Source organism: Acidisarcina polymorpha (assembly GCF_003330725.1).
Classification (GTDB): domain Bacteria; phylum Acidobacteriota; class Terriglobia; order Terriglobales; family Acidobacteriaceae; genus Acidisarcina; species Acidisarcina polymorpha.
Map to the genome: position 1 here is coordinate 3255846 of NZ_CP030840.1, position 22006 is coordinate 3277851.

Annotated in this window: 21 protein-coding genes and 1 pseudogene; 15 read left to right on the forward strand and 7 right to left on the reverse strand. The window is 54.9% G+C overall.

Going from position 1 to position 22006, the window contains the following annotated elements:
* Positions 1–68: 68 nt before the first annotated feature.
* A complete protein-coding gene (locus ACPOL_RS14020) occupies positions 69–338 on the forward strand; it encodes a hypothetical protein (RefSeq protein ID WP_114207603.1) in 270 nt (89 codons plus the stop codon).
* A gap of 173 nt (positions 339–511) precedes the next feature.
* On the opposite strand, the gene ACPOL_RS14025 is transcribed toward ACPOL_RS14020, so the two are convergent.
* On the reverse strand, positions 512–1600 hold the full coding sequence (locus tag ACPOL_RS14025) for a carboxypeptidase-like regulatory domain-containing protein (RefSeq protein ID WP_114207604.1): 1089 nt from the start codon (positions 1598–1600) through the stop codon (positions 512–514).
* Between the two features lie 256 nt (positions 1601–1856).
* Between ACPOL_RS14025 and ACPOL_RS14030 the strand changes: the two genes are divergently transcribed.
* Positions 1857–2252, forward strand: coding sequence for a hypothetical protein (locus ACPOL_RS14030; RefSeq protein ID WP_201759230.1), 396 nt, complete (start codon positions 1857–1859; stop codon positions 2250–2252).
* A gap of 373 nt (positions 2253–2625) precedes the next feature.
* On the opposite strand, the gene ACPOL_RS14035 is transcribed toward ACPOL_RS14030, so the two are convergent.
* Entirely contained in the window at positions 2626–2964 is a 339-nt protein-coding gene (locus tag ACPOL_RS14035) for an amidohydrolase family protein (protein ID WP_414633349.1), read from the reverse strand.
* Positions 2965–2971: 7 nt separating this feature from the next.
* Positions 2972–3172 carry a hypothetical protein gene (locus ACPOL_RS36265; protein ID WP_414633350.1) on the reverse strand — a complete coding sequence of 67 codons (201 nt, stop codon included), beginning with the start codon at positions 3170–3172 and terminating at the stop codon, positions 2972–2974.
* A gap of 408 nt (positions 3173–3580) precedes the next feature.
* Here ACPOL_RS36265 and ACPOL_RS14045 point away from each other — a divergent pair, with 408 nt between their 5' ends.
* Complete coding sequence (locus ACPOL_RS14045; protein ID WP_114207606.1) at positions 3581–3838, forward strand: antibiotic biosynthesis monooxygenase; 258 nt, start codon at positions 3581–3583, stop codon at positions 3836–3838.
* Between the two features lie 195 nt (positions 3839–4033).
* Here ACPOL_RS14045 and ACPOL_RS14050 read toward each other — a convergent pair whose 3' ends face one another.
* Positions 4034–4690 carry a TetR/AcrR family transcriptional regulator gene (locus ACPOL_RS14050; RefSeq protein ID WP_161557357.1) on the reverse strand — a complete coding sequence of 219 codons (657 nt, stop codon included), beginning with the start codon at positions 4688–4690 and terminating at the stop codon, positions 4034–4036.
* A gap of 231 nt (positions 4691–4921) precedes the next feature.
* Between ACPOL_RS14050 and ACPOL_RS14055 the strand changes: the two genes are divergently transcribed.
* The 6 genes from ACPOL_RS14055 (at position 4922) to ACPOL_RS14080 (ending at position 11907) form a co-directional block, all read left to right on the forward strand.
* Positions 4922–6514, forward strand: a complete 1593-nt coding sequence (locus ACPOL_RS14055) for a DHA2 family efflux MFS transporter permease subunit (RefSeq protein WP_114207608.1) — start codon at positions 4922–4924, stop codon at positions 6512–6514.
* Between the two features lie 12 nt (positions 6515–6526).
* Positions 6527–8092, forward strand: coding sequence for a TolC family protein (locus ACPOL_RS14060; protein ID WP_114207609.1), 1566 nt, complete (start codon positions 6527–6529; stop codon positions 8090–8092).
* Between the two features lie 2 nt (positions 8093–8094).
* Complete coding sequence (locus tag ACPOL_RS14065) at positions 8095–9396, forward strand: HlyD family secretion protein (RefSeq protein WP_114207610.1); 1302 nt, start codon at positions 8095–8097, stop codon at positions 9394–9396.
* A 91-nt stretch (positions 9397–9487) separates the two neighbouring features.
* A complete protein-coding gene (locus ACPOL_RS14070; RefSeq protein ID WP_114207611.1) occupies positions 9488–10519 on the forward strand; it encodes an amidohydrolase family protein in 1032 nt (343 codons plus the stop codon).
* A 258-nt stretch (positions 10520–10777) separates the two neighbouring features.
* Complete coding sequence (locus ACPOL_RS36270) at positions 10778–10867, forward strand: SDR family oxidoreductase (protein WP_114207612.1); 90 nt, start codon at positions 10778–10780, stop codon at positions 10865–10867.
* Between the two features lie 53 nt (positions 10868–10920).
* The gene (locus ACPOL_RS14080) at positions 10921–11907 is read left to right on the forward strand and encodes a beta propeller repeat protein (protein WP_114207613.1); all 987 of its coding nucleotides are present in this window, start codon (positions 10921–10923) and stop codon (positions 11905–11907) included.
* Between the two features lie 63 nt (positions 11908–11970).
* On the opposite strand, the gene ACPOL_RS14085 is transcribed toward ACPOL_RS14080, so the two are convergent.
* A complete protein-coding gene (locus tag ACPOL_RS14085; protein WP_338026793.1) occupies positions 11971–12861 on the reverse strand; it encodes a helix-turn-helix transcriptional regulator in 891 nt (296 codons plus the stop codon).
* A gap of 28 nt (positions 12862–12889) precedes the next feature.
* Here ACPOL_RS14085 and ACPOL_RS34765 point away from each other — a divergent pair, with 28 nt between their 5' ends.
* The 6 genes and pseudogenes from ACPOL_RS34765 (at position 12890) to ACPOL_RS14115 (ending at position 18326) form a co-directional block, all read left to right on the forward strand.
* Positions 12890–13258 (forward strand): NAD-dependent epimerase/dehydratase family protein, encoded by a 369-nt coding sequence (locus tag ACPOL_RS34765; protein WP_236657468.1) that lies wholly within the window; start codon positions 12890–12892, stop codon positions 13256–13258.
* Complete coding sequence (locus tag ACPOL_RS34770; protein ID WP_236657469.1) at positions 13249–13779, forward strand: Rossmann-fold NAD(P)-binding domain-containing protein; 531 nt, start codon at positions 13249–13251, stop codon at positions 13777–13779. Before ACPOL_RS34765 ends, ACPOL_RS34770 begins: the two co-directional genes overlap by 10 nt.
* A gap of 678 nt (positions 13780–14457) precedes the next feature.
* Entirely contained in the window at positions 14458–15783 is a 1326-nt protein-coding gene (gene ltrA, locus ACPOL_RS14100; protein ID WP_114207509.1) for a group II intron reverse transcriptase/maturase, read from the forward strand.
* A 208-nt stretch (positions 15784–15991) separates the two neighbouring features.
* Positions 15992–17012 (forward strand): annotated as a pseudogene (locus ACPOL_RS14105) (IS110 family RNA-guided transposase).
* Positions 17013–17391: 379 nt separating this feature from the next.
* Entirely contained in the window at positions 17392–17937 is a 546-nt protein-coding gene (locus ACPOL_RS14110) for an alpha/beta fold hydrolase (protein WP_114207615.1), read from the forward strand.
* Between the two features lie 11 nt (positions 17938–17948).
* Positions 17949–18326 carry an alpha/beta fold hydrolase gene (locus tag ACPOL_RS14115; protein ID WP_114207616.1) on the forward strand — a complete coding sequence of 126 codons (378 nt, stop codon included), beginning with the start codon at positions 17949–17951 and terminating at the stop codon, positions 18324–18326.
* Between the two features lie 627 nt (positions 18327–18953).
* On the opposite strand, the gene tnpB is transcribed toward ACPOL_RS14115, so the two are convergent.
* Both tnpB and ACPOL_RS14130 read right to left on the reverse strand, forming a co-directional pair.
* Positions 18954–19271 (reverse strand): IS66 family insertion sequence element accessory protein TnpB, encoded by a 318-nt coding sequence (tnpB, locus tag ACPOL_RS14125; RefSeq protein WP_114207618.1) that lies wholly within the window; start codon positions 19269–19271, stop codon positions 18954–18956.
* A 290-nt stretch (positions 19272–19561) separates the two neighbouring features.
* Positions 19562–21955 carry a phosphoketolase family protein gene (locus tag ACPOL_RS14130; protein ID WP_114207619.1) on the reverse strand — a complete coding sequence of 798 codons (2394 nt, stop codon included), beginning with the start codon at positions 21953–21955 and terminating at the stop codon, positions 19562–19564.
* Positions 21956–22006 lie beyond the last annotated feature (51 nt).

Genomic DNA, 22006 nt, shown 5'->3' on the forward strand with positions numbered 1-22006 from the left:
GATTCGTCGGGGCTACTTTACGAATCTGGTCATTTTAATTTCGCTCATCTCGAGCATAGGAGAACCCAATGGATTCGAAACCGCAGCTGAGCGTCGGCCAACGATTTGCCTGGGTGTTGGTCGGAGATAGCAGTGTTCATGGTCAAGGTATCGTAGAAAAGATCCGGACCGATCGAGATGAAGGCCTCTCCCCTGAGACGGCGGATTACGCTTCGCTCTGGATCGAAGCGAGGGGAATCAGCGGAACTCGCGGCACCGAAACCTATACGGTCATGTTCAGTTCGGACTCTAAGAGCTACATCGACGGTAAAGAGATCACGGTTTCAAATCCTTCGTGAATCGATAACAACATGCTGATCGACGGCCGCTCGACCTCCCTGAAGAGCGGTTGATTGCTCAAGCCGTTAGTCGACTTTACTCAACGTCATCCGACGGGCATCGCTGGAAGACCGGATGGAGCCTGAACGATAAGGAATGAAAACGAAAGGGAGATCACGTGAAACTCGTCGCGTTAGAGGAACACTACTGTCCGCCAGCGGTCTGCATGAGGATAATAGGCATTCGAGAGAGCGCCGGAAGTCATAGTCCCAAGGAGATACGAATAGTTCGGCATCGACTTTCCGCTATCGCTGCGTGCGACAAAGGCACTGCTCAAGGCGTGATACAAACGCGATTTCGTCGTACCAGTTCCCTGGTAGAAGTAGCGCGGGTCTTGATGAAGCATGGAAGCGAACACCGCGTGGCTTAGAAAATCACTGGAACGTCCATCGCCGAACAATGCCGCCCAACGCTTGCCGTAGCCAGCGGCGCCTTGTCCGTATCCACGAAAGCTATTGTTTGCTTGTTCGATGCCCGCACCTATACTGACCCCGATATAGGTAGACCAATCAAGAGTGTCATGCGCGGCAAGGGAATACTTCTGCTTTGTCGTCATTGGAGCTGCATCAAGAACATAGCTAACGTAGAAAGCGGGCGCAAAACCGAGAATACGCTGTTTCTCTTCTTGCTTAATTTGATCGGCAGCAATCTCATCCGTCGGTCGGACCTCTATCGATGTGCTCGTTGAGGCAATTGACAGCAGTGTTCTCGGGACGTTATAGACCTGCCCAGCCGTCAGAACGATAGGAGCAGAGGTAAACGGACCGAGTCCGTCAGCATTGATCTCGACCGTGTACGAACCGGGTGGGACCGCGGAGAAAACAAAAACACCGTCTGGCTTCGACTTCATCGCGCGGACCTGCACTCCGTCAGTGGTACTTAGCGTTACCTGGGCGCCTGCGACGCTCGCTCCGCTCACATCAAGCACCAGGCCCGAGATGGTTCCTTGCTCTCCTGTTTGAGCTGTGGATGCTGCGCTTTCTCGAACTTGGGGTTGCGGAGCATCCGGCAGATCAGTTATTACCGCCGCAGTTGTAGCTGTTAGTTGTTGAGCATTCGCGGGGATGAAAGAAGCAAGGACGAACAAAGGAAGGCTGTAGAAGACGATCAGGATTCGTAGCCGCCCATTTTCGACGGAAGGAGCGTACGCTTTGATTTGAGCATCACGGTTCGGCTTTGGCAGCGCTAACCTTGATTCCTCATGTTCGTGCAGAGTCTTCATTTCCCGGCGGTAGCCTCCAAGCGGGAGGTATGCGGTCAGACTTCGTGTGTTCGTGTAAGGAAATGTAGGGAGTTGAGTTGGAGAGCCAGTTGAAGTGTCTGTGCTTCTTTACGAATCCATACTATTCCTGACTGCACGCCGGTCTAGGGGAAGCTACGTTAGCTAAATGGAAACCGGTGAACCGTTCAGAACGCTCCGTCAACTGGGTAGCGACGCGACAGAGGCCGTCCCTAACTCAAGGGTCCCGCGGTCAACAGTGAAGCGCCTATCTGCCGCTTCAGCCCGTTATCTGCTTGGCTTCCTCATGACGATCGGTGGCTTCAATGGTTTACTCCATTTTGCCCACCATCCTTTGCCCGTTCCATTGCTTGCGAAGCAATACATGGAGGCCCTGCTCAACTCCCGCTATATGATGGGAGTTGCCTTCGTACAGGGCGTGGCCGGCATACTGCTGCTTGCTAATAGGTTTGTGGCTTTGGCGCTGACGATCTTGGCAGCAATCCTCTTCAATATCTTGCTTTATCACGCCACCCTGGACGCAGCGGGTACCGGGGCAGCCATTGTCGTTTCTTTGCTTTGGATCATTGTGTTTATCACGCACCGTAGTTCCTTTCGAGAACTCTTCACGGGTATTCCGTTGACGCTGCGCTGATCGTCCGATGTTTCGTTGAATCCTCAGCAGGCGCTTTGAGTCAGCGACGGCGGCCCGCGTCGCGTCGAGGGCACCCTCGCGGCTTGCTAGCAGGCATCTCGACTCTATAGCGTTGTCCACGAAGCTTACGTTCTTTAAACTGCTTATATGTAATCGGGTCCTCCGCAAGCTCGGCAGCGGTAACCGTCGCGTGCGAAATTCAACTTCCCCTAGGCCGCCAAAATGTTCCTCAACCCGTTCCTTCGCGGGTTAACCGTTCATATATGAGGATGCTGTTGCTTCCGATATTGCGTGCCGCCGGGATTGAACAACCGGCCCACTTCCGACAAGATCTCATACGTCGAATAACTTTTGCGCGTTGGTATGCGCAATCTTACTTTTCCCCCTGCCTGGTTGGCAGCGTCTCCAGGAAGCGTCGTGCCCCTGCCAGCGTCAAGTGTGAGTAATCGACGGAATACAGAATACGATCCTCTCCAAGCACCTTGCGAATGAACTCAAAGTGGGGCAAATACATCATGCCGCTAGGAGTGACATAAACATGCTGCTTGAAGGTTTCGGAGATTGTCCTAGACAACTCTGAAATCTGACCCGGAATCATGTCATCGAGCCGTTGCAAATAGAACGGGGCCATCCGCCCCCAGTGGCCGCTGATGACCTGCAGGTTTGGAAAGCGATCGAAGGCGCCAGACAGCAGCACTCTCAGCAGTTGCACGCCGGCTTCATTGTGCCAACCCCAGCCGAAGAGCGAGAGTCGTGCGGTAACTTCTTTCTTGAGGCTGCCATAGTAAGGCTGTTGGATCTGTTGAAGTGGATATCCCGGGGTGAATATAAATTGGCACACGAAGCTCATCTAACCAGGCAAGTATAGGATCGAAGCGGTGGTCATCGAAAAAGTCTTTCCCAGGGCGATCCAGCAGCATGGTCCCTACGAACCCCAGCTTCTTGACGGTACGTCCAACTCCTCGACTGCAGCCTCTGGATGTTCCCAGGGCAATGAGGCGAAGGCGGCAAAGCGCGTAGGATTAGCCTTTACCATTATCGCAAGTTTGTCGTTAACCGCTCGCGTAAGTTCGAATGCCTACTCGGGCGGCGCGTTCTGGGGGAATTGCTGCAGAAGAGAATCTGCATGTCGATGCCGTGCTTATCCATTTGCGCGATACGTTCCGCGCCTGCCTCTGCAGCGAGCTTAGAGTCATCGAAATGTCCATTGGCAATGGGCGCTGCTCGTCGCCATCTTCCATCGCACCCCTCTCGCCGGAGCCGAGCTCAGTGAATTCACTAACTATGAGCAAAGAAGACAAAGTGACCATCATTATGGGTTGGGCCATGTGAACGCGTCCGACGACACTGAGTTTCTTGCCCATATCGAAGTAATCGACCCTTGCACGAGACGAGACAGGGGCCTCTTCAATGCCGTCACGCTGGAGGACGCGAGCACCGGCCGCATGCTCGTAGCGGAACGCTGGCAGGATCAGGAATCGTTGACCGCCAATCTGCAAGGACAACAGGCCGTGGCATTTCAGAAGTGGGCGAATAGAATCAGGGTCGACATTTTACAAAATGACGCCTTGAACGAACGACTTTGAAAGACTGCAAGACATCGGCCGGGAAACCCCAAGACAAACAGAATCTTATCCGTGCCGCCAGGTTCGAGCGAAGAGAATGCTTCTGGAAGATGTCGGTAGAGTAACGGGAAGCGGCAAAAGTTCTGCTTTCGAAAGTCGCCCCCGGGTTTCGCTCTAATAACGCAGCAAGCATCCCGTCAACAGCCTCTGCTCGAGTTAGACAATCAGGTGGGCACGAAGAAACCAATCTACAGTCTTTTGCACCCAGACTTGAACAGCCTTCGGATTTGGGAGATAGGCAGGCATTGCAAGATTTCTGCGCAGTGCAATGCTCCCTACCAGAGCCCCAAGGAATTGCTCCGAAGCAAATTCAATGTCTTCCTTTCGCATTTGTCCTTGCTTCGCCAGTCGTTTGAAGTAGGCCCTAAGCAACTCCCGACCAAGACCTGGTCCCTTATCCCAGAACGCGGCAGCGAGCTCTGGAAATTCGCTCGATTCCGCAATTACAACTTGAAGTAAACGTTCCGATTCTGGGTTCATCAAGACTGTCAGAAGACGTTCGCCAAACAGGGTGAGTACCTTATAAGGATCTTTTTCTTCCTCTAAAGCGTGCGCAATCGGGCAAAGCAATCGATCAGATTGTCGTTCGATCAGCGCAGCAAAGAGAGATGCCTTGGATGGGAACCGCTGATAAAAGGTCTCCTTCGAGGCTCCAGCGTTGCGTGCGATCTCTCGGGTACTGGCCTTCGCATATCCATGCTCCATGATCACCTTTGTTGCTGCGTCCAAGATGGCCTCGATGCGGTCATCGACGGCGACACGCTTCGACACCAAACTTGGACACTTACTCCGCATCTCGGCTTTCAGCTTCATACCTCCAGAATACAGGACAGATTCTTTGAGAGCAGGCATGTTGCAATGCCAGCGTACCGCATGGTACGCTGCAAGCATTCGGCGAAATGCGCCGTTACGAGAGGGCCAACCAGCTTTTTGCAACTGCGCTTCAGTTCCTGATCTGAAGGGAACATTGGCTGATCCTTTGTTCGGCGAGAACTCACTTTAGTTGCCTCTAACTTTCTTAGGAGTCAAAGGTGCGCACAAATCATGCCTGAAGATCAAGGAAGGCCGAAACACAATCCGTGGGTGATTGCGGTAACTGTGACGCTAGCGACCATCATGGAGGTACTTGATACTTCCATTGCCAACGTCGCCGTTCCACATATCGCGGGAGGGCTTGGTGCAACACAGGACCAGGCAACCTGGGTGATTACCTCGTATCTTGTGTCGAATGCAGTTGTTCTACCAGCAGCCGCATACTTTTCCTCGATTGTTGGGCGGAAGCGCTTTTACATGAGCTGCGTCGCGCTCTTTGGCATCAGTTCTATTCTCTGTGGGCTCGCACCAAGCCTGCCGCTCCTACTGTTCTTCCGAGTGCTGCAGGGGATAGGAGGTGGCGGCTTGGCGCCATCCGAACAAGCGATCTTAGCTGACACCTTTCCGCCAGAGAAGCGGGGACAAGCCTTCGCTGTTTATGGCTTGGCCGTTGTAACCGCCCCGGTGCTGGGACCGACGCTTGGCGGTTGGATCGTGGATAACTATGACTGGCGTTGGATCTTCTTCATCAACGTTCCAGTAGCCCTCATCTCGCTTTTTCTTACGTCCCGTCTCGTGGAAGATCCGCCTCACGTAACCGAAGAGGTAGAGAAGGTAAAAAAAGAAGGCTTCCGCATGGACAAACTGGGTTTCGGGTTTGTTGCGCTTGCGTTCGGCTGCCTCGAAGTGATCTTGGACAAGGGGCAAGAGGACGACTGGCTGAACTCCGACTTCATTCGCTTCTTTCTTCTACTGACAGTCATCGGGTTTGTGGGCATGATCACATGGGAGCTTTACATTGCCCGCAAAGGTGAGAAGCCTATTATTGATCTGCATCTTTTCGGAAATCGAACCTTCGCGATTGCCTTTATGATGATGCTGCTAGTCGGCTTCGCACTTTATGGCGCGAACATTGCCATGCCGCAGATCTTGCAACAGCTCATGGGATATACAGCCGGCGGGGCCGGGGAGGCGCTTTCCACCGGAGGGCTGGCTACGATTCTGATGATGCCGCTCGTGGGTTTTCTCATGGGCAAGGTTGATCCGAGAAAGCTGGTCGTGTGTGGATACCTCCTGATGGGCTTCGGACTGTTCTACGTGGCCCAGATATATCTTGGTGTCAGTTTTGCATGGGTTGCCAAAGCGAGATTTATACAATCGCTTGGACTTGCCTTCCTCTTTGTGCCTATCTCGACGTTGGCTTACGTCGGAACACGTCCGGAACAAAGCAACGATGTCTCCGGCACGACCAATTTGGCGCGGAATGTTGGAGGTTCAATCGGAACCTCCTTTGTCACAACGTTCGCTGCCCGTTGGGGCCAAACGCATCAGGCGTATCTGGCGCGACACGTCAACGCTGGAAATGTGGCCTGGGTCGGACGCCTGAACGCTTTGACGCAGCAATCAAAGGGTGTACTTTCGTCGACGGCGGACGCTCAGCATAGAGCAATGGCGCAGTTTTATCAGCAGAGCCTTTCTGCGCAAGCAAGCATCCTTGCGTACAAGGACATTACTCACTTTTTCGCGATTGCCATGTTTGTCATGGCGCCTTTGGCGTTACTGATGACGCGCCCACCCAAAGGCACGGCGGCAGCAGCGCATTAGACAAGGACAAGCATGAAAAGAATTGTCAAAACTCGGCGTAGTCTGTTTGTCTTCTTCTTGATGAGCAGCTTGTCTCTGGGCGGTCTCTGTCAGTCTTCCCCTTCCGGTCAGGGTAGTAGCAGCCAGCCAACCAGGGCGCAGCAGGTCCCTCTTTCTGGACGGCAAGCGTCAAGCACAGTGACTTCTCAGCAGACGGCGGTCGGAGGAGGCTCAACTTCCACTGCGAACACGATCAATACCAGCATCAGCGCTCAAGGCAACTATCAATCGAGTGTTCTTGATCCACATGCGACCGGAAACCCATTGGGTCTGACGCTTGGGGACACGATCCGGCGGGGTTTGCAGTTCAACCTGGGAACAATCAACGGAAACAACTCGCTACGACAAGTACGCGCGCAGCGCCTTGCGGCCTTAAGTGTTCTACGTCCAGACCTGACCGCCAGTCTCAGCTATACGGACCAAAAAAGCGATCTACAGGCGATCGGTCTTAGCGCAAGCACGGTCCCTAGCTTCGCAAGCTTGCTGCCGAAGGTCGTTGGTCCATACCACTACTACGATGCGCGTGGAAGCGCCTCACAGAGCCTCTTTGACAGGACGGCGCTCGGGAACTACCGCGCAGCAAAAGAGCTCGAACAGGCTTCGGACCTAAGTCTGAAGGATGCCCGAGAATTGGTAATTCTCGCTGTCAGTGGCGAGTACCTGCGCAATCTCTCTGAGGTGGCTCTCGTCCGATCGCAAGAGGCGCAGGTTCAGTATGCCCAGGCAAGCTACGATCAGGCGCTTGCTCAGGGTCGCGCAGGAACGAAGTCGCGGGTCGATACACAGCGCAGCCTGGTGCAATTGCAGACAGAACAGCAGCGGCTCTCATCCAACCAGGCAGATTTAGCGAAGGAGAAACTGACATTGCTCCGCATGATCGGCGTACCTCTTCGTACCCAAGTAACCTTCCAGGAAGTACTACCCTTTCGGCAGGTAGCGACAATGCCTCTCGAAGAGGCCATCCGAGTAGCGGAATCAGAGCGGAAGGACCTTCAGGCCGATGCCGCACAGGTTCGCGCCGCGGAGCAAGCGCTTCGAGCTTCTCGCGCAGAGCATCTTCCCTCGGCGTCTGTATCCGGTTACTACGCGATCGAAGGCGTGAATCCCAACTCTGGCAATGGCATCTTCAGTGTGGCCGGAAACGTCAACATCCCAATTTTCGATGGAGGCCGAACTCGATCGGACATTGAACAAGCCCAAGCGGCACTGGATGAGCGGCGAGCTGAATACCAGGATCAGGAGCAGGCCGTCGAGCTTGATCTCCGCACCGCGTATCTCAACCTGGATGTCGCTACGGCACAGGTCAAGGTGGCCGAGAGCAATCGTAATCTCGCACTTGACACGTTGAAGCAGTCGCAGGACCGCTTCGCGGAAGGTGTGACCGATTCTGTGGAGGTTGTTCAATCCACCGAGACCCTTGCCGCCGCAGAGCGTGACTATATCAGCAGCCTTTATTCCCACAACGTTGCAAATCTTAGCGTGGCCCGTGCTTTAGGTCAGCTGGAGCAAGTCGCACCAACTCTTCTCGAGGTTCAATAGCGATGGCCGATCAAACACAGGTACAGGACGGACAGGAACAAAAGAGCGATTCCTCAAGCCAGAATAGCTCTGGAGATCAGGGCGAGAATCAGCCTCAGAACAACCAGGAGAATAAGGAGAAGTCCTCGCCCGATCCCGCAAAGAAAAGACGAAACCTCGTTCTCGGAATTGTGGTCGTCGTCGTGTTGCTCGTTGGAGCTTGTTTGTGGTGGCTGCATTCCAGGACCTATGAGACGACCGATGACGCCCAGATTGATGGTCACCTGCATCCGCTTTCGTCGAGGGTAGATGGAACGGTGCTGGCAGTGGGTGCTGAGGATAATCAGAAGGTGAACGCCGGTGATTTATTAGTACAGCTCGATCCGAAGGACTACCAGGTTGCGCTGGATCAGGCACAAGCTTCCTTCGAAGGAGCTAACGCGCAGACGGCGACGCAACGACCTAACGTTCCGATTACTCAATCCTCAAACACCAACACTTTTGAAACAGCAAACGCTTCTGTCGCAAATGCGGAAGCGACTGTGCTAGCTGCTCAACAGGATGAGAAGAGCACAGCTGCGCAACTTCGACAGAGTCAGGCAAATAACGAAAAAGCTCAAACGGACTTGCAACGGTATACTCGGCTGTTGCAGAAGCAGGAAGTCGCGCAATCGGATTACGATCAATATCTGACTACTGCGAGAGCGCAAGCAGCAAGCGTGGATCAGCAGGAAGCGGCTTTGCGATCCTCCACCCAGAAGGTTGCAGAAGCGGAAGCGCAACTGGAACAGCAGCAGAGCAGACTGCGGCAAGCCGTTCGCGATGCTCCGCGTCAGCTACAGATTCGGAAGGCGACCGTTGAATCCCAACAGGCGAGTGCTAACTCGGCGAAGGCACAAGCGGAGACTGCGCGTCTTCGCCTCAGTTACACCCGAATTTACGCACCGGTGTCCGGGATTGTGACCCAACGGAGCGCCGAAGTTGGGGAACAGATCACGACGGGACAACAGCTACTCGTCATCGTTCAGGTGGATAATCTCTGGGTTACAGCAAACTTTCGCGAGACCCAGCTGAAGAAGATTCGTCCTGGACAAAAAGTCAGGATCGAAGTGGACTCCCTCGGAAGAGACTTTGATGGATATGTCGAAGCCATGCCGGCTGCATCGGGAGATCGAACGAGTGTTCTTCCCCCGGAAAACGCGACCGGTAATTTCGTCAAGATCGTGCAGAGATTGCCTGTTCGCATTCGATTCGCGGCAAATCAAGCTGGTCTTGATCTCCTGAGACCTGGCATGTCTGTCGAACCGAAGGTAGACCTACGCTGAATACCCCGTGACATGACCTCGCATTAGGCGGTGATGTATGCCGAAGGCCGTGTGTGCCATGAACCCACAACTTCTGCTTTTGGAGTTATCAATGAAGATCATTTGCGTTGAAGAACACATCATCGATCAGGACCTTGCGAGGGCGGGACAACCAAGACGACAGGCGGACGCACCGTATCTCACAGAAGTTGGTTCCGGCGATAGTGGCGCGATGGAAGATGGCGACGAGCAGCGCCCATTGCCAATGGACATTGCCGTGACGCTGAAGCTCGCTGCAGAGGCAGGCGCGGAACGTATCGCGCAAATGGATAAGCACGGCATCGACATGCAGATTCTCTCCTGCAGCAATCCGCCCCAGGACGCGCCGCCAGAGAAGGCATTAGAGCTTACGCGAGCGGTTAACGACAAACTTGCGGCGATGGTAAGGGCTAATCCGACCCGCTTTGCGGCCTTCGCCTCATTGCCCTGGCAAACTCCAGAGGCTGCAGTCGAGGAGTTGGAACGGATCGTTAAGAAGCTGGGGTTTGTAGGAACCATGCTGCTGGGTCGCCCTGGGAACGACTTTCTGGATAACCCCCGCTTTGAACCGATCCTTGCCAAGTTAGATGAGCTTCGTGTGCCAGTTTACATCCACCCGGGCTATCCGCTTCCTCAGGTGCAGCAGCCCTACTATGGCAGCCTGAAAAAAGAAGTGACTGCACGACTCTCGCTCTTCGGCTGGGGTTGGCACAACGAAGCCGGTGTTCAACTAATCCGAGTCCTGCTATCGGGTGCCTTTGATCGCTATCCCAACCTGCAGGTCATCAGCGGCCACTGGGGGGAGATGGTCCCGTTCTATTTGCAACGGCTCGACGACATGATTCCGCCTCAGATTTCAGGGTTGTCTAGGACAATCTCCGAAACCTTCAAGGAGCATGTTTATGTCACTCCTAGCGGCATGATGTATTTGCCTCACTTTGAGTTCGTTCGCAAGGTGCTTGGAGAGGATCGTATTCTGTATTCCGTCGATTACCCATACTTGACGATGGCAGGGGCACGACGCTTCCTGGAAACGCTGCCAACCAGCCAGTGGGGAAAAGATAAGATTGCGCATACCAACGCGGGAAAGTTGTTCGACATATAGATCGTCGGAAGTGGGCCAGCTATCAAATGCTGGCGGTACGCGTCTAGGATGAAGCAGCTTTCGGGATGTGGATCGCTAAGTCTACAGCCCGATGGTTAGGCAAAACGTTCGGTGGTCGATACGAAGCGCAAAGGCGACGCGACTTGGTTCAAGGGCTAGGAAAGCTCAGAAAGGGCTATTTCGATCTGAGTTCTCCTGGCGCGGTTCTTAGCTGCGTTGCGAAGTGGCGTATCAAACTCTGATATGTCTCGCAGCTGAATGCTCGTATTTCTTGTATCCGACGAAGCCAGCTTCATCACAGGACAAATTCTCCATGTGGATGCCGGCTCCACGAGAACCGGGGTCTAAGCTCGACTCCACTATTCACCAGTTTGGCAGATCAAAATAGGAACGATGCAGCCATGACGACAATTTATCTTGCAACGGTTGGCGGAGTCTCGATCGTAAGAGAAGCCGACGGAATCTGGTCCGGATCGACGCAGTTGAAAGATCAGCCCATTGAGTGTGTTCTGGTGGATGTGCGAAAGCCGAACATTGCTTACTGCGGAACACTTGGTTCAGGCCTCTACAAGACCAAAGATGGAGGATTGAACTGGGTCCCATGCGTAAACCTTGCATCTCGCAAAGTGACCGCATTGGCAATGAATGCGTCCGGCATTCTCTTCGCCGGCACGGAGCCCAGCGAGATCTTCCGTTCGGAGGACGGCGGTGCCACATGGACCGCTTTATCGGCACCGACGCAACTTCCTTCATCAGCCAAGTGGAGCTTTCCGCCACGCCCCCACACCCACCATGTGAGGGCGATTCTGCCCGACCGCAATCATCCCTGTGGCCTGCATGTTGCTGTCGAGGCGGGCGCGCTGGTGCGAAGCTATGACGAGGGCGCGCATTGGCTTGACCGTGTTCCTAGCGCGCCAAAAGATACACATTCGCTCGTAGCCGACCCGCTTGATCCCTGCAAGTTCCTCTCAGCCGCGGGCGATGGGTTCTTCCAGAGTGATGACAAGGGAGAGACATGGAAGCGTTTCGAAGAAGGACTTGAAGAAACCTACTGCTGGAGTCTGGCGATAGCTTCAGGACCTACCACAGTGCAACTCATGTCTGTGGCAACAGGAGCCTACGGCGCGCACTATGAACAGATGTCGAACTCTTTCATGTATCGCCGTGAAGGAGACGGTGCATGGCAGAAGATTTGTCGTGGGTTGCCCGCAGCACACCGTCATCGAGCCGCGGCGATCGCGGAAAATGTAAGCGAGCCAGGGGTGTTCTACCTGTCAACTGAGGGCTTAGTCTTCCGCTCCCTTGATGGAGGCTCGAGTTGGAAGGAGCTGCTGATCAGTTGGGTGAATGGGATGTCGAAGCACGCGGTGCAGATTGCGGCAATCTGACCTGTGCGCTATCGCGCGAGGCGTTTTCAAGATAACGCTGACAGAAGCGATAGGTGGCCTGTCTTATTGTTGGAGCAGATTAGCAATACGTTCCGCCTCGCCTCTGCTGGCTGGAAGGAACACCATCATCGTGAGGTCCTGTCTTCCGTCTACTCCGAAGATGGAAACTTCGAAGTTGATTGTTCCAAGCACCGCATGGCGAAGCTCCTTCATGGCGTGAGCACTGTCCGACACATCGTTTTCTTGCCACATTGCTTTGAACGCCGGGCTGGAGCGCGAAAGTTCATCCACCATTGCGGCCACCTCTGCCATTGCACCTGCCCGCGCCACGTCAGCACGAAAACCCGCAACAGCCATTCGTGCCGCAGCCTCCCAATCGGGATAGAGCGTCTGGGCATTCGGGTCAAGGAAAACCATTCGCAGTGTGTTACGCCCGTAGCCCGTCTCCTCTCCCATGTTTGGCCAGATGACCGCTGCTGCCTGGTTCCACGCGACGACATCCCAGGTCGCGGTCTTTATCAATGCCGGAGCGGGGCTGAGCTTATCCAATACACGCTGGAGTCGTGGTTCGATGCCGTCGGGCTGCTTGTAATGGCTTTCCGGCGCTCTGCCCAGCCCGATCAGAAACAGATGCTCGCGCTCCGCATCAGTCAACAGCAGCGCCTTCGCCAGGTTGTCGAGCACTTCAGCCGACGGTGCTCCACCTCGGCCTTGCTCCAGACACATGTACCATGCCGAGCTGATGTTGGCTCGTTGAGCAACCTCTTCACGTCGCAAGCCGGGCGTTCTGCGGCGTGAAGACTTATATCCAAGAGACGCAGGATCGAGCTTAGCCCGCCGGTCTCTGAGGTATCGTCCGAGAGGGAGGCTGACCCTGTCAGCGGCATCTAGCGTGGTAGCTGTGTTCATAGGATAAACTGTCGTCTTTACTACGATAAAGGATTTAACGATCATAGATCAAGGGTCGTGGAGGACCACAATCATGCGCATATTTGTCACGGGAGCAACAGGATTCATCGGGACGGAGTTAGTAAAGGAACTCATCGAAGCTGGGCACAAGGTGCGCGGGCTGACGCGCAGCGACGCTGGCGCAGAACAGCTGAAAGCAGCCGGAGCCGAGATTCATCGCGGGGATATGCAGAACTTGGACAGCCTTCGCAACGGAGCGACAAGCATGGATGCCGTAATCAACCTGGCGTTCGATCACGATATGTCCAACTTCGCGCGAAATGCGGAGAACGAGATGAAAGCAATCGAAGCGCTAGGTTCGGCTTTGGAGCCCGGGAAAGTCCTGCTGGTGACCTCCGGTGTCGCCATTACAAGTGGCGGTCCGGGCCCCACTTGCGGATAGAGACGGATCCCGCGATCGACTCACCGGAGATCCCGCGCAAGGGGGAACAAACGGCGGGTACGGTCGCCGAGCACGGTATACGCGTAGGGGTATTACGCATGTCGCAGGTGCATGACGCGCAAAAGCAAGGGCTTGTTACCTTTCTGATTCAGATTGCGCGCGAGAAGGGCGTTTCGGCTTATGTGGGGGACGGCGGATTCCGGTGGTCGGCGGTTCCCGTGAAGGACGCGGCGCATCTCTACCGTCTGGCGGTCGAGAAAACGGGGCCAGGCCTGTCCACCTACCACGCGGTGCAGGAAGAAGGCGTTTCGTTGCGGGAGATCGCGGAGACAATCGGCGCAGGACTCAAGGTACCGGTTGTTTCGATCCCTCCGGAGAAAGCTCAGGAGCACTTCGGAACATTCGCGCATTTCGCGACCTTGGACATGCCGGCTTCGAGCGAGTGGACGCGCAAGACTCTAGGATGGGATCCTACCGGGCCCGGCATCATTGAAGACTTGAAGAAAATGAAATATTTCTGAGGTGCCCTCAGGAACATCAGCTCGCCATGATTTGGCTAAGGCGAGCATCAGAGATTTCGCTCTTAGGCTAAGTAAGCCGCATGGCGAGTACCAAATTGGAAAGGGTTTCCCGCTTCAGGCCGGGGCAATCGCAGGAGACCAATTCTCATTTAGCCGGAGCAGCCGTGATACTGGAATGGTCCGTGTGCGCCGTGAAAGGCGTTTATCGGGTGCAAGTCCCGCCCGGGAGCTGGTTCGTTCCGCCCGGTAGCAATCGGAGCAGCGGCAGAGGTAACGAAGCTGCTGAAGCCTCCGGTGGAAGAGGGTCGTAAAGGCGACTCTGCAAGCGTGCAGGCCGTAACGTGAGTGAACGCTGAGCAAGCCTCGAAATCCATGATGCAGGAGCCGACCCGCCGCGGACTTGGGGAAGGCCGATGAGGGGGAAGAGTATGAGCGAACAGCTTCCTTCAACCTGCCGGGGTAGTGGCGACGGCATGTAAGCAAAGGGGACTGAAGGCAACACGGGAAGCCCCAGCGGTGATTGTGGTTGGATCAACTGGCAGCTCGCGAGAGACAGGCCGGGCCGTTTGGGGTGGCGGAGAGGCCTGTAGTACCGATGAAGCCGGGTAATGCCGGTGGAGGGAAGAGGCCTCAGTTGAAGGCGAACGTAATAAACGACGAGGGACAACGGGATTGGTGATGAACCTAACAACCCTGATAAGCGTTCAGAAGTTGCAGATGGCGTTACACGCAAAAGCGAAGGAATCGCCCTACTTTCGTTTCCACGCGTTGTACGACAAGGTGTACCGCGCGGATGTTCTGGTGTATGCCTACAAACGCTGCAAAGCCAATGGCGGGGCAGCGGGAGTGGACAATCAGACATTTGAGGACATCGAGCAGTACGGTGTGGAGCGGAGGTTAGACGAACTGGCGCAAGAACTGAAAAGTCGAACGTATCAACCGCAGCCTGTGCGGCGGGTATACCTACCCAAGCCGGATGGGAAGCAGAGGCCGTTAGGGATACCAACAATCTGGGATCGGGTTGTGCAGACGGCGGCAATGTTGGTGCTCGATCCAATCTTCGAGGCCGACTTGCAACCTGAGCAGTATGCCTATCGGGCAGACCGCAGCGCATTGGACGCAGTGCGGCATGTCCACAAGCTGATCAACACTGGCCATAGAAGGATTGTAGATGCGGATCTCAGCAGCTACTTCGATAGCATTCCACATGCCGATCTTATGAGGTCGGTCGCTCGAAGGATCGTCGACGGAGCGATGTTGCATCTGATCAAGATGTGGCTGGAAGCTCCGGTTGAGGAAACCGATGAACGCGGGAATAAACGTCGGAGCCTGCGCAATCGGGACGAAGGTCGGGGCACTCCACAAGGAGCTCCGATCAGCCCGTTGCTCAGCAATCTGTATATGCGCCGGTTTGTGCTCGGGTGGAAGGAACTTGGGCATGAGGCGCGTTGGGAAGCGTATATCGTGAACTACGCCGATGATCTTGTCATCTGCTGTCGGATGGGGGCGGAACAAGCTCTAGCCACAATGCGGAAGATGATGTCGAAGCTGAAGTTGACGGTGAACGACTCGAAGACGCGGGTCTGCTCTGTGCCGGAAGAGAAGTTTGATTTTCTTGGATACACGTTTGGTCAATGCTACAGCCCCAAAACTGGACGGGCCTATCTTGGCACCGTTCCAGCGCGAAAGCGGGTGCAACGCATCTGCCGGGAGATACGCGAAATGACCGGACGGAGTACAACCTCGTTGGATCCAGCGACAATAGTGACGAAGCTCAATCGCACAATGTGCGGATGGGCGAACTACTTTTGTCTTGGGCCGGTCAGTACAGCCTATCGTGCTGTAGATGGTTACGCGACGATGAGGCTGCGTCTGTGGTTGCGAACGAAACATAAGGCCTCTGGACGTGCAAACGGGATGTTTCCGGATACATATCTTCATGGAGCCTTGGGTCTCGTTCGTCTGGACAAACGGACACGCAACTTTCCGTGGGCGAAAGCGTGAGTCTTCTCCGAGAGCCGGATGCGGGAGATCCGCCTGTCCGGTTCGATGAGCGGGATGTGGAAACGGAGCAAGGTGAACCTAGTGAGGCACCGGCAGACGAAAGAGCCGGAAACAGATAGGGATCACCTAAACCACCGCGCCACATCTCGACTCTACCGCCTTCCAAAGGCTTTTATGAAAAGCTAGGAGCCAGGAAAGGGGGGTTCTCATGAAAGCACACGTTTGCGGTATCGATTTGGGTAAGACAGTCTTCACCTGATTGGGCTGAGCAAGGAAGGCCAGATCGTCATCAAGAAGCGCTTTAGCCGGAAGCAGCTGATCACCTTCACCGTGAACATGCCCTCCTGCTTGATCGGGATGGAAGCTTGTGCAGGTGCCCACTTTCTCGCACGAGTTCTCCAACAACAAGGCCACGAGGTGAAGCTCATGCCTGCCGAGTACGTGCGGCCCTTTGTAAAGTCGAACAAGAATGACTATGTTGACGCTGAGGCGATTGCCGAAGCCGTGCAGCGGCCGACGATGCGCTTTGTCCCGATCAAAAGTGAAGCGCAGCTGGATCTCCAGGCTCTCCACCGCGTGCGAGACCGCTAGATGGGTCGAAGGACAGCACTCATCACCAGGTCCGCGGATTTCTCATGGAACACGGCATTACGGTTCCCGCAGGGCCAGCTCACCTGAAGAAACAGATTCCTTCTCTTCTCGAAGACGCTGCGAACCTTCTGTCGGCACGTATGCGAGCACTTCTTGTCGAACTCAGAGATGAATGGAAAAAGCTCGAAGAGCAAATCGAGGGAATCGATCAGGAGTTGGCCCAAACGGCAACGAAAGAAGACAACTGCCGGCGCCTCCTCACGATCCCGGGGATCGGGCCGCTGACCGCAACTGCACTGAGCGCTGCAATCGGTAATGGGACAGCGTTTCACCAGAGCCGAGATCTCGCGGCGTGGCTCGGCCTGGTTCCCCGTCAGCACTCGACCGGAGGGAAATCAAGGCTCCTGGGGATTAGCAAACGCGGCAATCCCTATCTAAGAAAACTCTTCATCCACGGCGGTCGTGCGGTAGTCGCGCGGGTCAACCGTGGCAACCACCAATTTGGCAGTTGGCTCACTCGCCTCGAGGCCCGATCCCCGCGCAATGTTGTCGTGGTTGCCATGGCAAACAAGCTTGCACGGATTGCCTGGGCAGTACTGACGACAGGACATGTCTACTCTGCGGCTGCTTGCACGTAGAAAAGATTGACATCTCCTTAAAACGTCCACTTTGCACGAGATGACGACTCAAGTTCTCACCAGGTTTGCACGCAGATTCGCCGATGGCAAAACAGGTCTCACCGGCCCACCTCGAACCTTAAGTACCCTACGGTCTGCTGCTAAGACCGTCCTGATAGTTAGGAGAAGGCGGGCGCGGATTCCATCATGGCTCGGAGCAGACACATCGCTCCATCAGAAGCCGAATAGATAGAAGCAGACCGCTCTTGTCATCCAACGATTTTTTGCTTGCAATCAGGCGACGGACCATGCATAGGGTACTAACGTTTAGCAGGATTGATCCGCGGGTGAATCATCTTAAGGGTTCATTGGACTTTTAGGTGGGTTAGAATACCGGGTCATGTCGCGCACGGACGAAGAACTGATCCTTCCTGATGGTCGACGACTCAGCTATGCGGAGTATGGCGATTCTAATGGCTTGCCAGTGCTTTACTTTCACGGCTCGCCCTCATCTTGTCTTGAACCTGCAATGTTTGGAGATGAACTGGCTGCAACCGGTCTCCGTATCATTGCGCCGGACCGACCGGGGATTGGCCGTTCTGACTGGCAAGCGTCCCGGACGTTTACCGATTGGGCGAAAGATACCGCTTACCTCGCTGATCATTTAGGTTGGCAGCGCTTCGCTCTGCTGGGCAACTCTGGCGGTGGACCCTATGTTGCTGCCTGCGCGGCTTTGTTGCCTGAAAGAGTCACCGTTGCTGTCGTCGTTTCAGGAGCATGGCGAATGGATGCGACTGAGGTTAAAGCCAACCTCCCGTTTGTGAATCGGCTGTTCTGGATTATGGCGCGCCGCTTTCCTCCGGGTCTAAAACTGATGTTATCGACCATGCGGAATCAGAGTCAGAGACCGTCCCGAAACCCGAAACTGTTTCGCAGAGCGACCTGAAGAAGCTGCAAATGATGTTGCCTCCTCCAGACGTTGAAGCGCTTTCACTCCCGGGCCGTCTCAAGGCAACGTCCGCTAGTGTTGCAGAAGCCTTGCGCCAAGGGACAACTGGGGCTGCTTGGGACGCACGTATGTTCGTTCGCCCCTTCGGTTTCGACCACACCAGCATTCGTGTGCCGTTTCGGGCGTTGCATGGTGCATTGGATCGTAGTGTGCCGGTGGCTCTGGTGAAGGCATACATCGCTGAAATTCCCGGGGCTGCGCTAAGGATATGGCCCAACGACGGACACGTGTCTGCTCCATGCAACCACATCGCTGAAATTGCCGATGCCCTCAAAGATAGCTCGTCGGATTGGGGCGATTTTCACCCGTCGCAGAATCTGTCCTGATAAATGGGATGAGCGGTATAGTATCCGGCTCACCACGCTGAGGTCAGTCCTCAGGATCGTGGTGAATGCTGTGCTGCGCATAGCGGTTCCTTCGAACAGCTCATGAGCTCGGGCGTAAGCACCTCGCGCAGTGCGTTCAAAGCGTCGGCTTCTAGGTGCGGCCGATACCCCTGTACACAATCCCACGAGCTGGAGTCGCGCTCGAAGACTTCGACAACTGACTGCACCTCCGCCTGCGCGGTTGCGCTCTCTTCGAGTTCAAGCTCAAACTGTTCTAACCGGATGATGATCTTTCGCTTTTCGTCCCAAAGATCATGTGTCGGAACTTATCGACCATAAGCTTGAGGTGTTCGATGTGTTCGCTACGCGAACGCAACCCATCGGCTTGTTGAGAGAGCATGTGGCGATGTGCATCAAATTCAGCTTCGAGCAATCGAAGCTCTAGATCACGCGCTTTGATCAGGGCTGTGAGCGTTGCCTGATGTTCAAGGACCAAAGCCACTAATCGCTCGCGATCCAGACTATCGAGATCACCAACGGAGGGCTGATCCATGTGCGAAGTATGCCATCACGAATGCGAAATGCATCCAGAAAAGGCGCATGAACACAGGAGAATCAGCATAATCATCACATTGCAATTTCGGGTGTCCATGTCCTCTCCACTCTTCTCCAATCGATGCCTTCAAGCAGCATCGACAACTGCGCGCGTGAGGGTGAAACAGTGCCACTGCGGGCCTTCGGCCACACAAAGCTTCCCTTCTCCAGACGCTTGGCGAGAAGACGCAAACCGTCGCCATCAAACCGCAGGCATTTGACGATGTCGCCTCCCCGACCGCGGAAAATAAAGACGTGACCTGAGTACGGCTGCTGCTCCAACACAGTCTGCAAATGCGCACTCAGCCCGGGAAAGCCGCGGCGCATACCGGTCACGCCTGTGCCAGCCATATCCTAGGTAGTGTCCTAATTTGATTTGGTCATTCTTTCCCATATTCTGCGTATAGTCTGCGATACCAAAACTCCCATGCTGAACCACAAGGCCGCATCTGCCAGAGAATGTCTGCAAGGTTGCATAAATCACGCCTCCACGAATCCAAATTAGGACACTACCGTTTCCCGAGCAAGCTGGACAGGGTGGGGTTTGAGAGTGTAAGACGAAAATCGAATCTTAGACTTTCCTACTGTTTTAGTAATGCGGCAAAGGTCTTCCGCTTTTTGTCGCGCTTGCTGAGCTCGCTCTATTGGGTAGGCCAGGTCCAGTTGGTGATCTCTGGTTTATCGATGCCCTCGCTGTACGCGTGACTCAGGCTCTCAGTGATCTGATCACGCAGCCATTCCTTCACCGAAGCACCGGTCTTCTGTAGCTCGGGAACGCGATCGATCACATCCATACACAGGTGGAAGCGATCGATAGTATTCAGAATTGCCAGTTCCATGGGCGTGTCAATGTTGCCTTTTTCGCGATAGCCATGCACGTGCATATTCTCGTGGTTTCGACGTTTGTAGCAGAGCTTGTGTATAAGTGTCGGATAGCCATGGAAGTTGAAGATAACGGGCTTATCAACCGTAAAGAGCGTGTCGAAGTCGGCGTCGGTCAATCCATGAGGATGTGCGGCAGCAGGCATCAGCTTGAAGAGGTCCACAACATTCACAAAACGTACCTTCAAATCCGGGAACTTGTCGCGGAGGATCGCTGCTGCAGCCACGGCTTCCATCGTTGGAATATCGCCCGCGCACGCAAGCACCACATCTGGCTCGACACCTTTATCGGTGCTCGCCCAGTCCCAGAGGCCTATTCCCTTGGTGCAGTGCTTTACTGCGGCCTCCATGTCGAGAAAGACAAGGTGGGGTTGCTTGTCGGCCACAATCACATTAACGTAATCCCGCGAACGCAAACAGTGGTCTGCCACCGAAAGCAGACAGTTTGCATCGGGTGGAAGGTAGATTCCCGTGACCTCAGGACTTTTGTTGGTAACGACGTCAAGAAAGCCGGGATCCTGGTGTGAAAAGCCGTTGTGATCCTGGCGCCAGACCAAAGAGCTGATGAGTAAATTGACGGAGGGCACAGAGGCGCGCCAGCCGAGTTCCTTCTTCGATTTCTCCAACCATTTTGCGTGTTGGTTGAACATGGAATCGATAATGTGGATGAAGGCTTCGTAGGAATTAAGGAGGCCGTGGCGGCCGGTCAGCGTATATCCCTCGAGGCACCCCTCAAGTGTGTGCTCGGATAGCATCTCCATCACACGGCCATCCAGTGCAATCTCCGTACCGTCCACATCCTCCGGCAAATAGGTCTCTAGCCAAACCTTCTTCGAGGCGGCATAGACACCGTCGAGCTTGTTCGAGGCGGTCTCATCTGGTCCAAAAACTCGGAAGTTTGTCATGTTGCGTCTCATGACCTCGCAAAGGAAGGTCGCGAGTGTGCCCGTGGGAGATTCGTACGTTGCTGCTGGCGACGCGATTTGAACTCCATAGTTCTCGAAAGACGGGAGGTCCAACGGCTGCATAAGGTTACCGCCGTTCGCGTGCGGATTGGCGCTGATGCGGCGATCTCCTTTCGGAGCCATTGCTTGCAGTTCCGGAATCAGCGTGCCGCCTTCGTCGAACAGTTCTTCCGGCCTGTAACTGCGTAACCAGCCTTCCACCAAGGCCAGCGATGTGGGATCAGTTTGTGGATCGAGCACTGGGACCTGATGAGCGCGCCAGAAATTTTCAACTTTATGACCGTGTACTTTTTTCGGTCCGGTCCAGCCCTTGGGAGAACGTAGCACGATCATGGGCCAGCGAGGTCGTTCCACGTGCGTGGCTCCCGCCTTACGTGCCTTGCTTTGGATCTCGCGGATGGCGAGAACGCACTCTTCCATTACCGCTGCCATAGCTTGATGCATCTCCATGGGATCTGAACCCTCGACAAAGTGCGGCACGTAGCCGAAACCTAAGAAGGTATGCTCCAGTTCTTCGTCGCTCATGCGTCCAAGAATGGTGGGGTTCGCAATCTTATACCCATTCAGATGAAGGATCGGCAGCACGGCGCCGTCGCGAGCGGGATTGAGGAATTTATTGCCGTGCCACGATGTCGCCAAGGGACCGGTCTCCGCCTCGCCATCTCCTACCATCACAGCTACGATCAGGTCCGGGTTGTCAAACGCCGCCCCGAAGCCATGCGAAAGACTGTAGCCGAGCTCACCACCCTCGTGAATAGAGCCCGGGGTCTCCGGCGTGCAATGGCTGCCGAGGGCTCCTGGAAAACTGAACATCTGAAATAGCCGAAGCATACCGGCTTCGTTATAACTGCGATCCGGATAAATCTCCGAGTAGTGTCCTTCGAGAAATCCGTTGGCGAGAGTAGCCGGGGCTCCGTGGCCTGGGCCGGCAATGTACAACACGCTGAGATCGTATTTCTTTATGAGCCGGTTCAAGTGGACCCAGGTGAAGGATTGTCCCGGATCGGAACCCCAATGGCCCAACAGTCGCCGTTTGATGTGTTCCGGCCGCAGCGGCTCACGCAGTAAGGGATTAGCCCGAAGATAAATCATGCCCGCCGACATGTAGTTGCAAGCTCGCCAGTAGGCGTCCATCTTGCGGATTTCGTCGGGATCGAGGGGATGTAGGTTCTGCGAATTGGCCACCATTCGGCAAGACTAAGTGAAGCGCAGCTATCAAGCAAGAACGAAGCAACCCGC

Bases quoted from the DNA above. Each gene is read 5' to 3' on its own strand.
- ACPOL_RS14020 (WP_114207603.1), top strand. From the start codon at position 69: ATGGATTCGAAACCGCAGCTGAGCGTCGGCCAACGATTTGCCTGGGTG.
- ACPOL_RS14025 (WP_114207604.1), bottom strand. From the start codon at position 1,600: ATGAAGACTCTGCACGAACATGAGGAATCAAGGTTAGCGCTGCCAAAG.
- ACPOL_RS36265 (WP_414633350.1), bottom strand. From the start codon at position 3,172: ATGCTGCTGGATCGCCCTGGGAAAGACTTTTTCGATGACCACCGCTTC.
- ACPOL_RS14050 (WP_161557357.1), bottom strand. From the start codon at position 4,690: ATGAAGCTGAAAGCCGAGATGCGGAGTAAGTGTCCAAGTTTGGTGTCG.
- ACPOL_RS14055 (WP_114207608.1), top strand. From the start codon at position 4,922: ATGCCTGAAGATCAAGGAAGGCCGAAACACAATCCGTGGGTGATTGCG.
- ACPOL_RS14060 (WP_114207609.1), top strand. From the start codon at position 6,527: ATGAAAAGAATTGTCAAAACTCGGCGTAGTCTGTTTGTCTTCTTCTTG.
- ACPOL_RS14065 (WP_114207610.1), top strand. From the start codon at position 8,095: ATGGCCGATCAAACACAGGTACAGGACGGACAGGAACAAAAGAGCGAT.
- ACPOL_RS14070 (WP_114207611.1), top strand. From the start codon at position 9,488: ATGAAGATCATTTGCGTTGAAGAACACATCATCGATCAGGACCTTGCG.
- ACPOL_RS36270 (WP_114207612.1), top strand. From the start codon at position 10,778: ATGCTCGTATTTCTTGTATCCGACGAAGCCAGCTTCATCACAGGACAA.
- ACPOL_RS14080 (WP_114207613.1), top strand. From the start codon at position 10,921: ATGACGACAATTTATCTTGCAACGGTTGGCGGAGTCTCGATCGTAAGA.
- ACPOL_RS14085 (WP_338026793.1), bottom strand. From the start codon at position 12,861: ATGATCGTTAAATCCTTTATCGTAGTAAAGACGACAGTTTATCCTATG.
- ACPOL_RS34765 (WP_236657468.1), top strand. From the start codon at position 12,890: ATGCGCATATTTGTCACGGGAGCAACAGGATTCATCGGGACGGAGTTA.
- ltrA (WP_114207509.1), top strand. From the start codon at position 14,458: ATGAACCTAACAACCCTGATAAGCGTTCAGAAGTTGCAGATGGCGTTA.
- ACPOL_RS14110 (WP_114207615.1), top strand. From the start codon at position 17,392: ATGTCGCGCACGGACGAAGAACTGATCCTTCCTGATGGTCGACGACTC.
- ACPOL_RS14115 (WP_114207616.1), top strand. From the start codon at position 17,949: ATGATGTTGCCTCCTCCAGACGTTGAAGCGCTTTCACTCCCGGGCCGT.
- tnpB (WP_114207618.1), bottom strand. From the start codon at position 19,271: ATGGCTGGCACAGGCGTGACCGGTATGCGCCGCGGCTTTCCCGGGCTG.
- ACPOL_RS14130 (WP_114207619.1), bottom strand. From the start codon at position 21,955: ATGGTGGCCAATTCGCAGAACCTACATCCCCTCGATCCCGACGAAATC.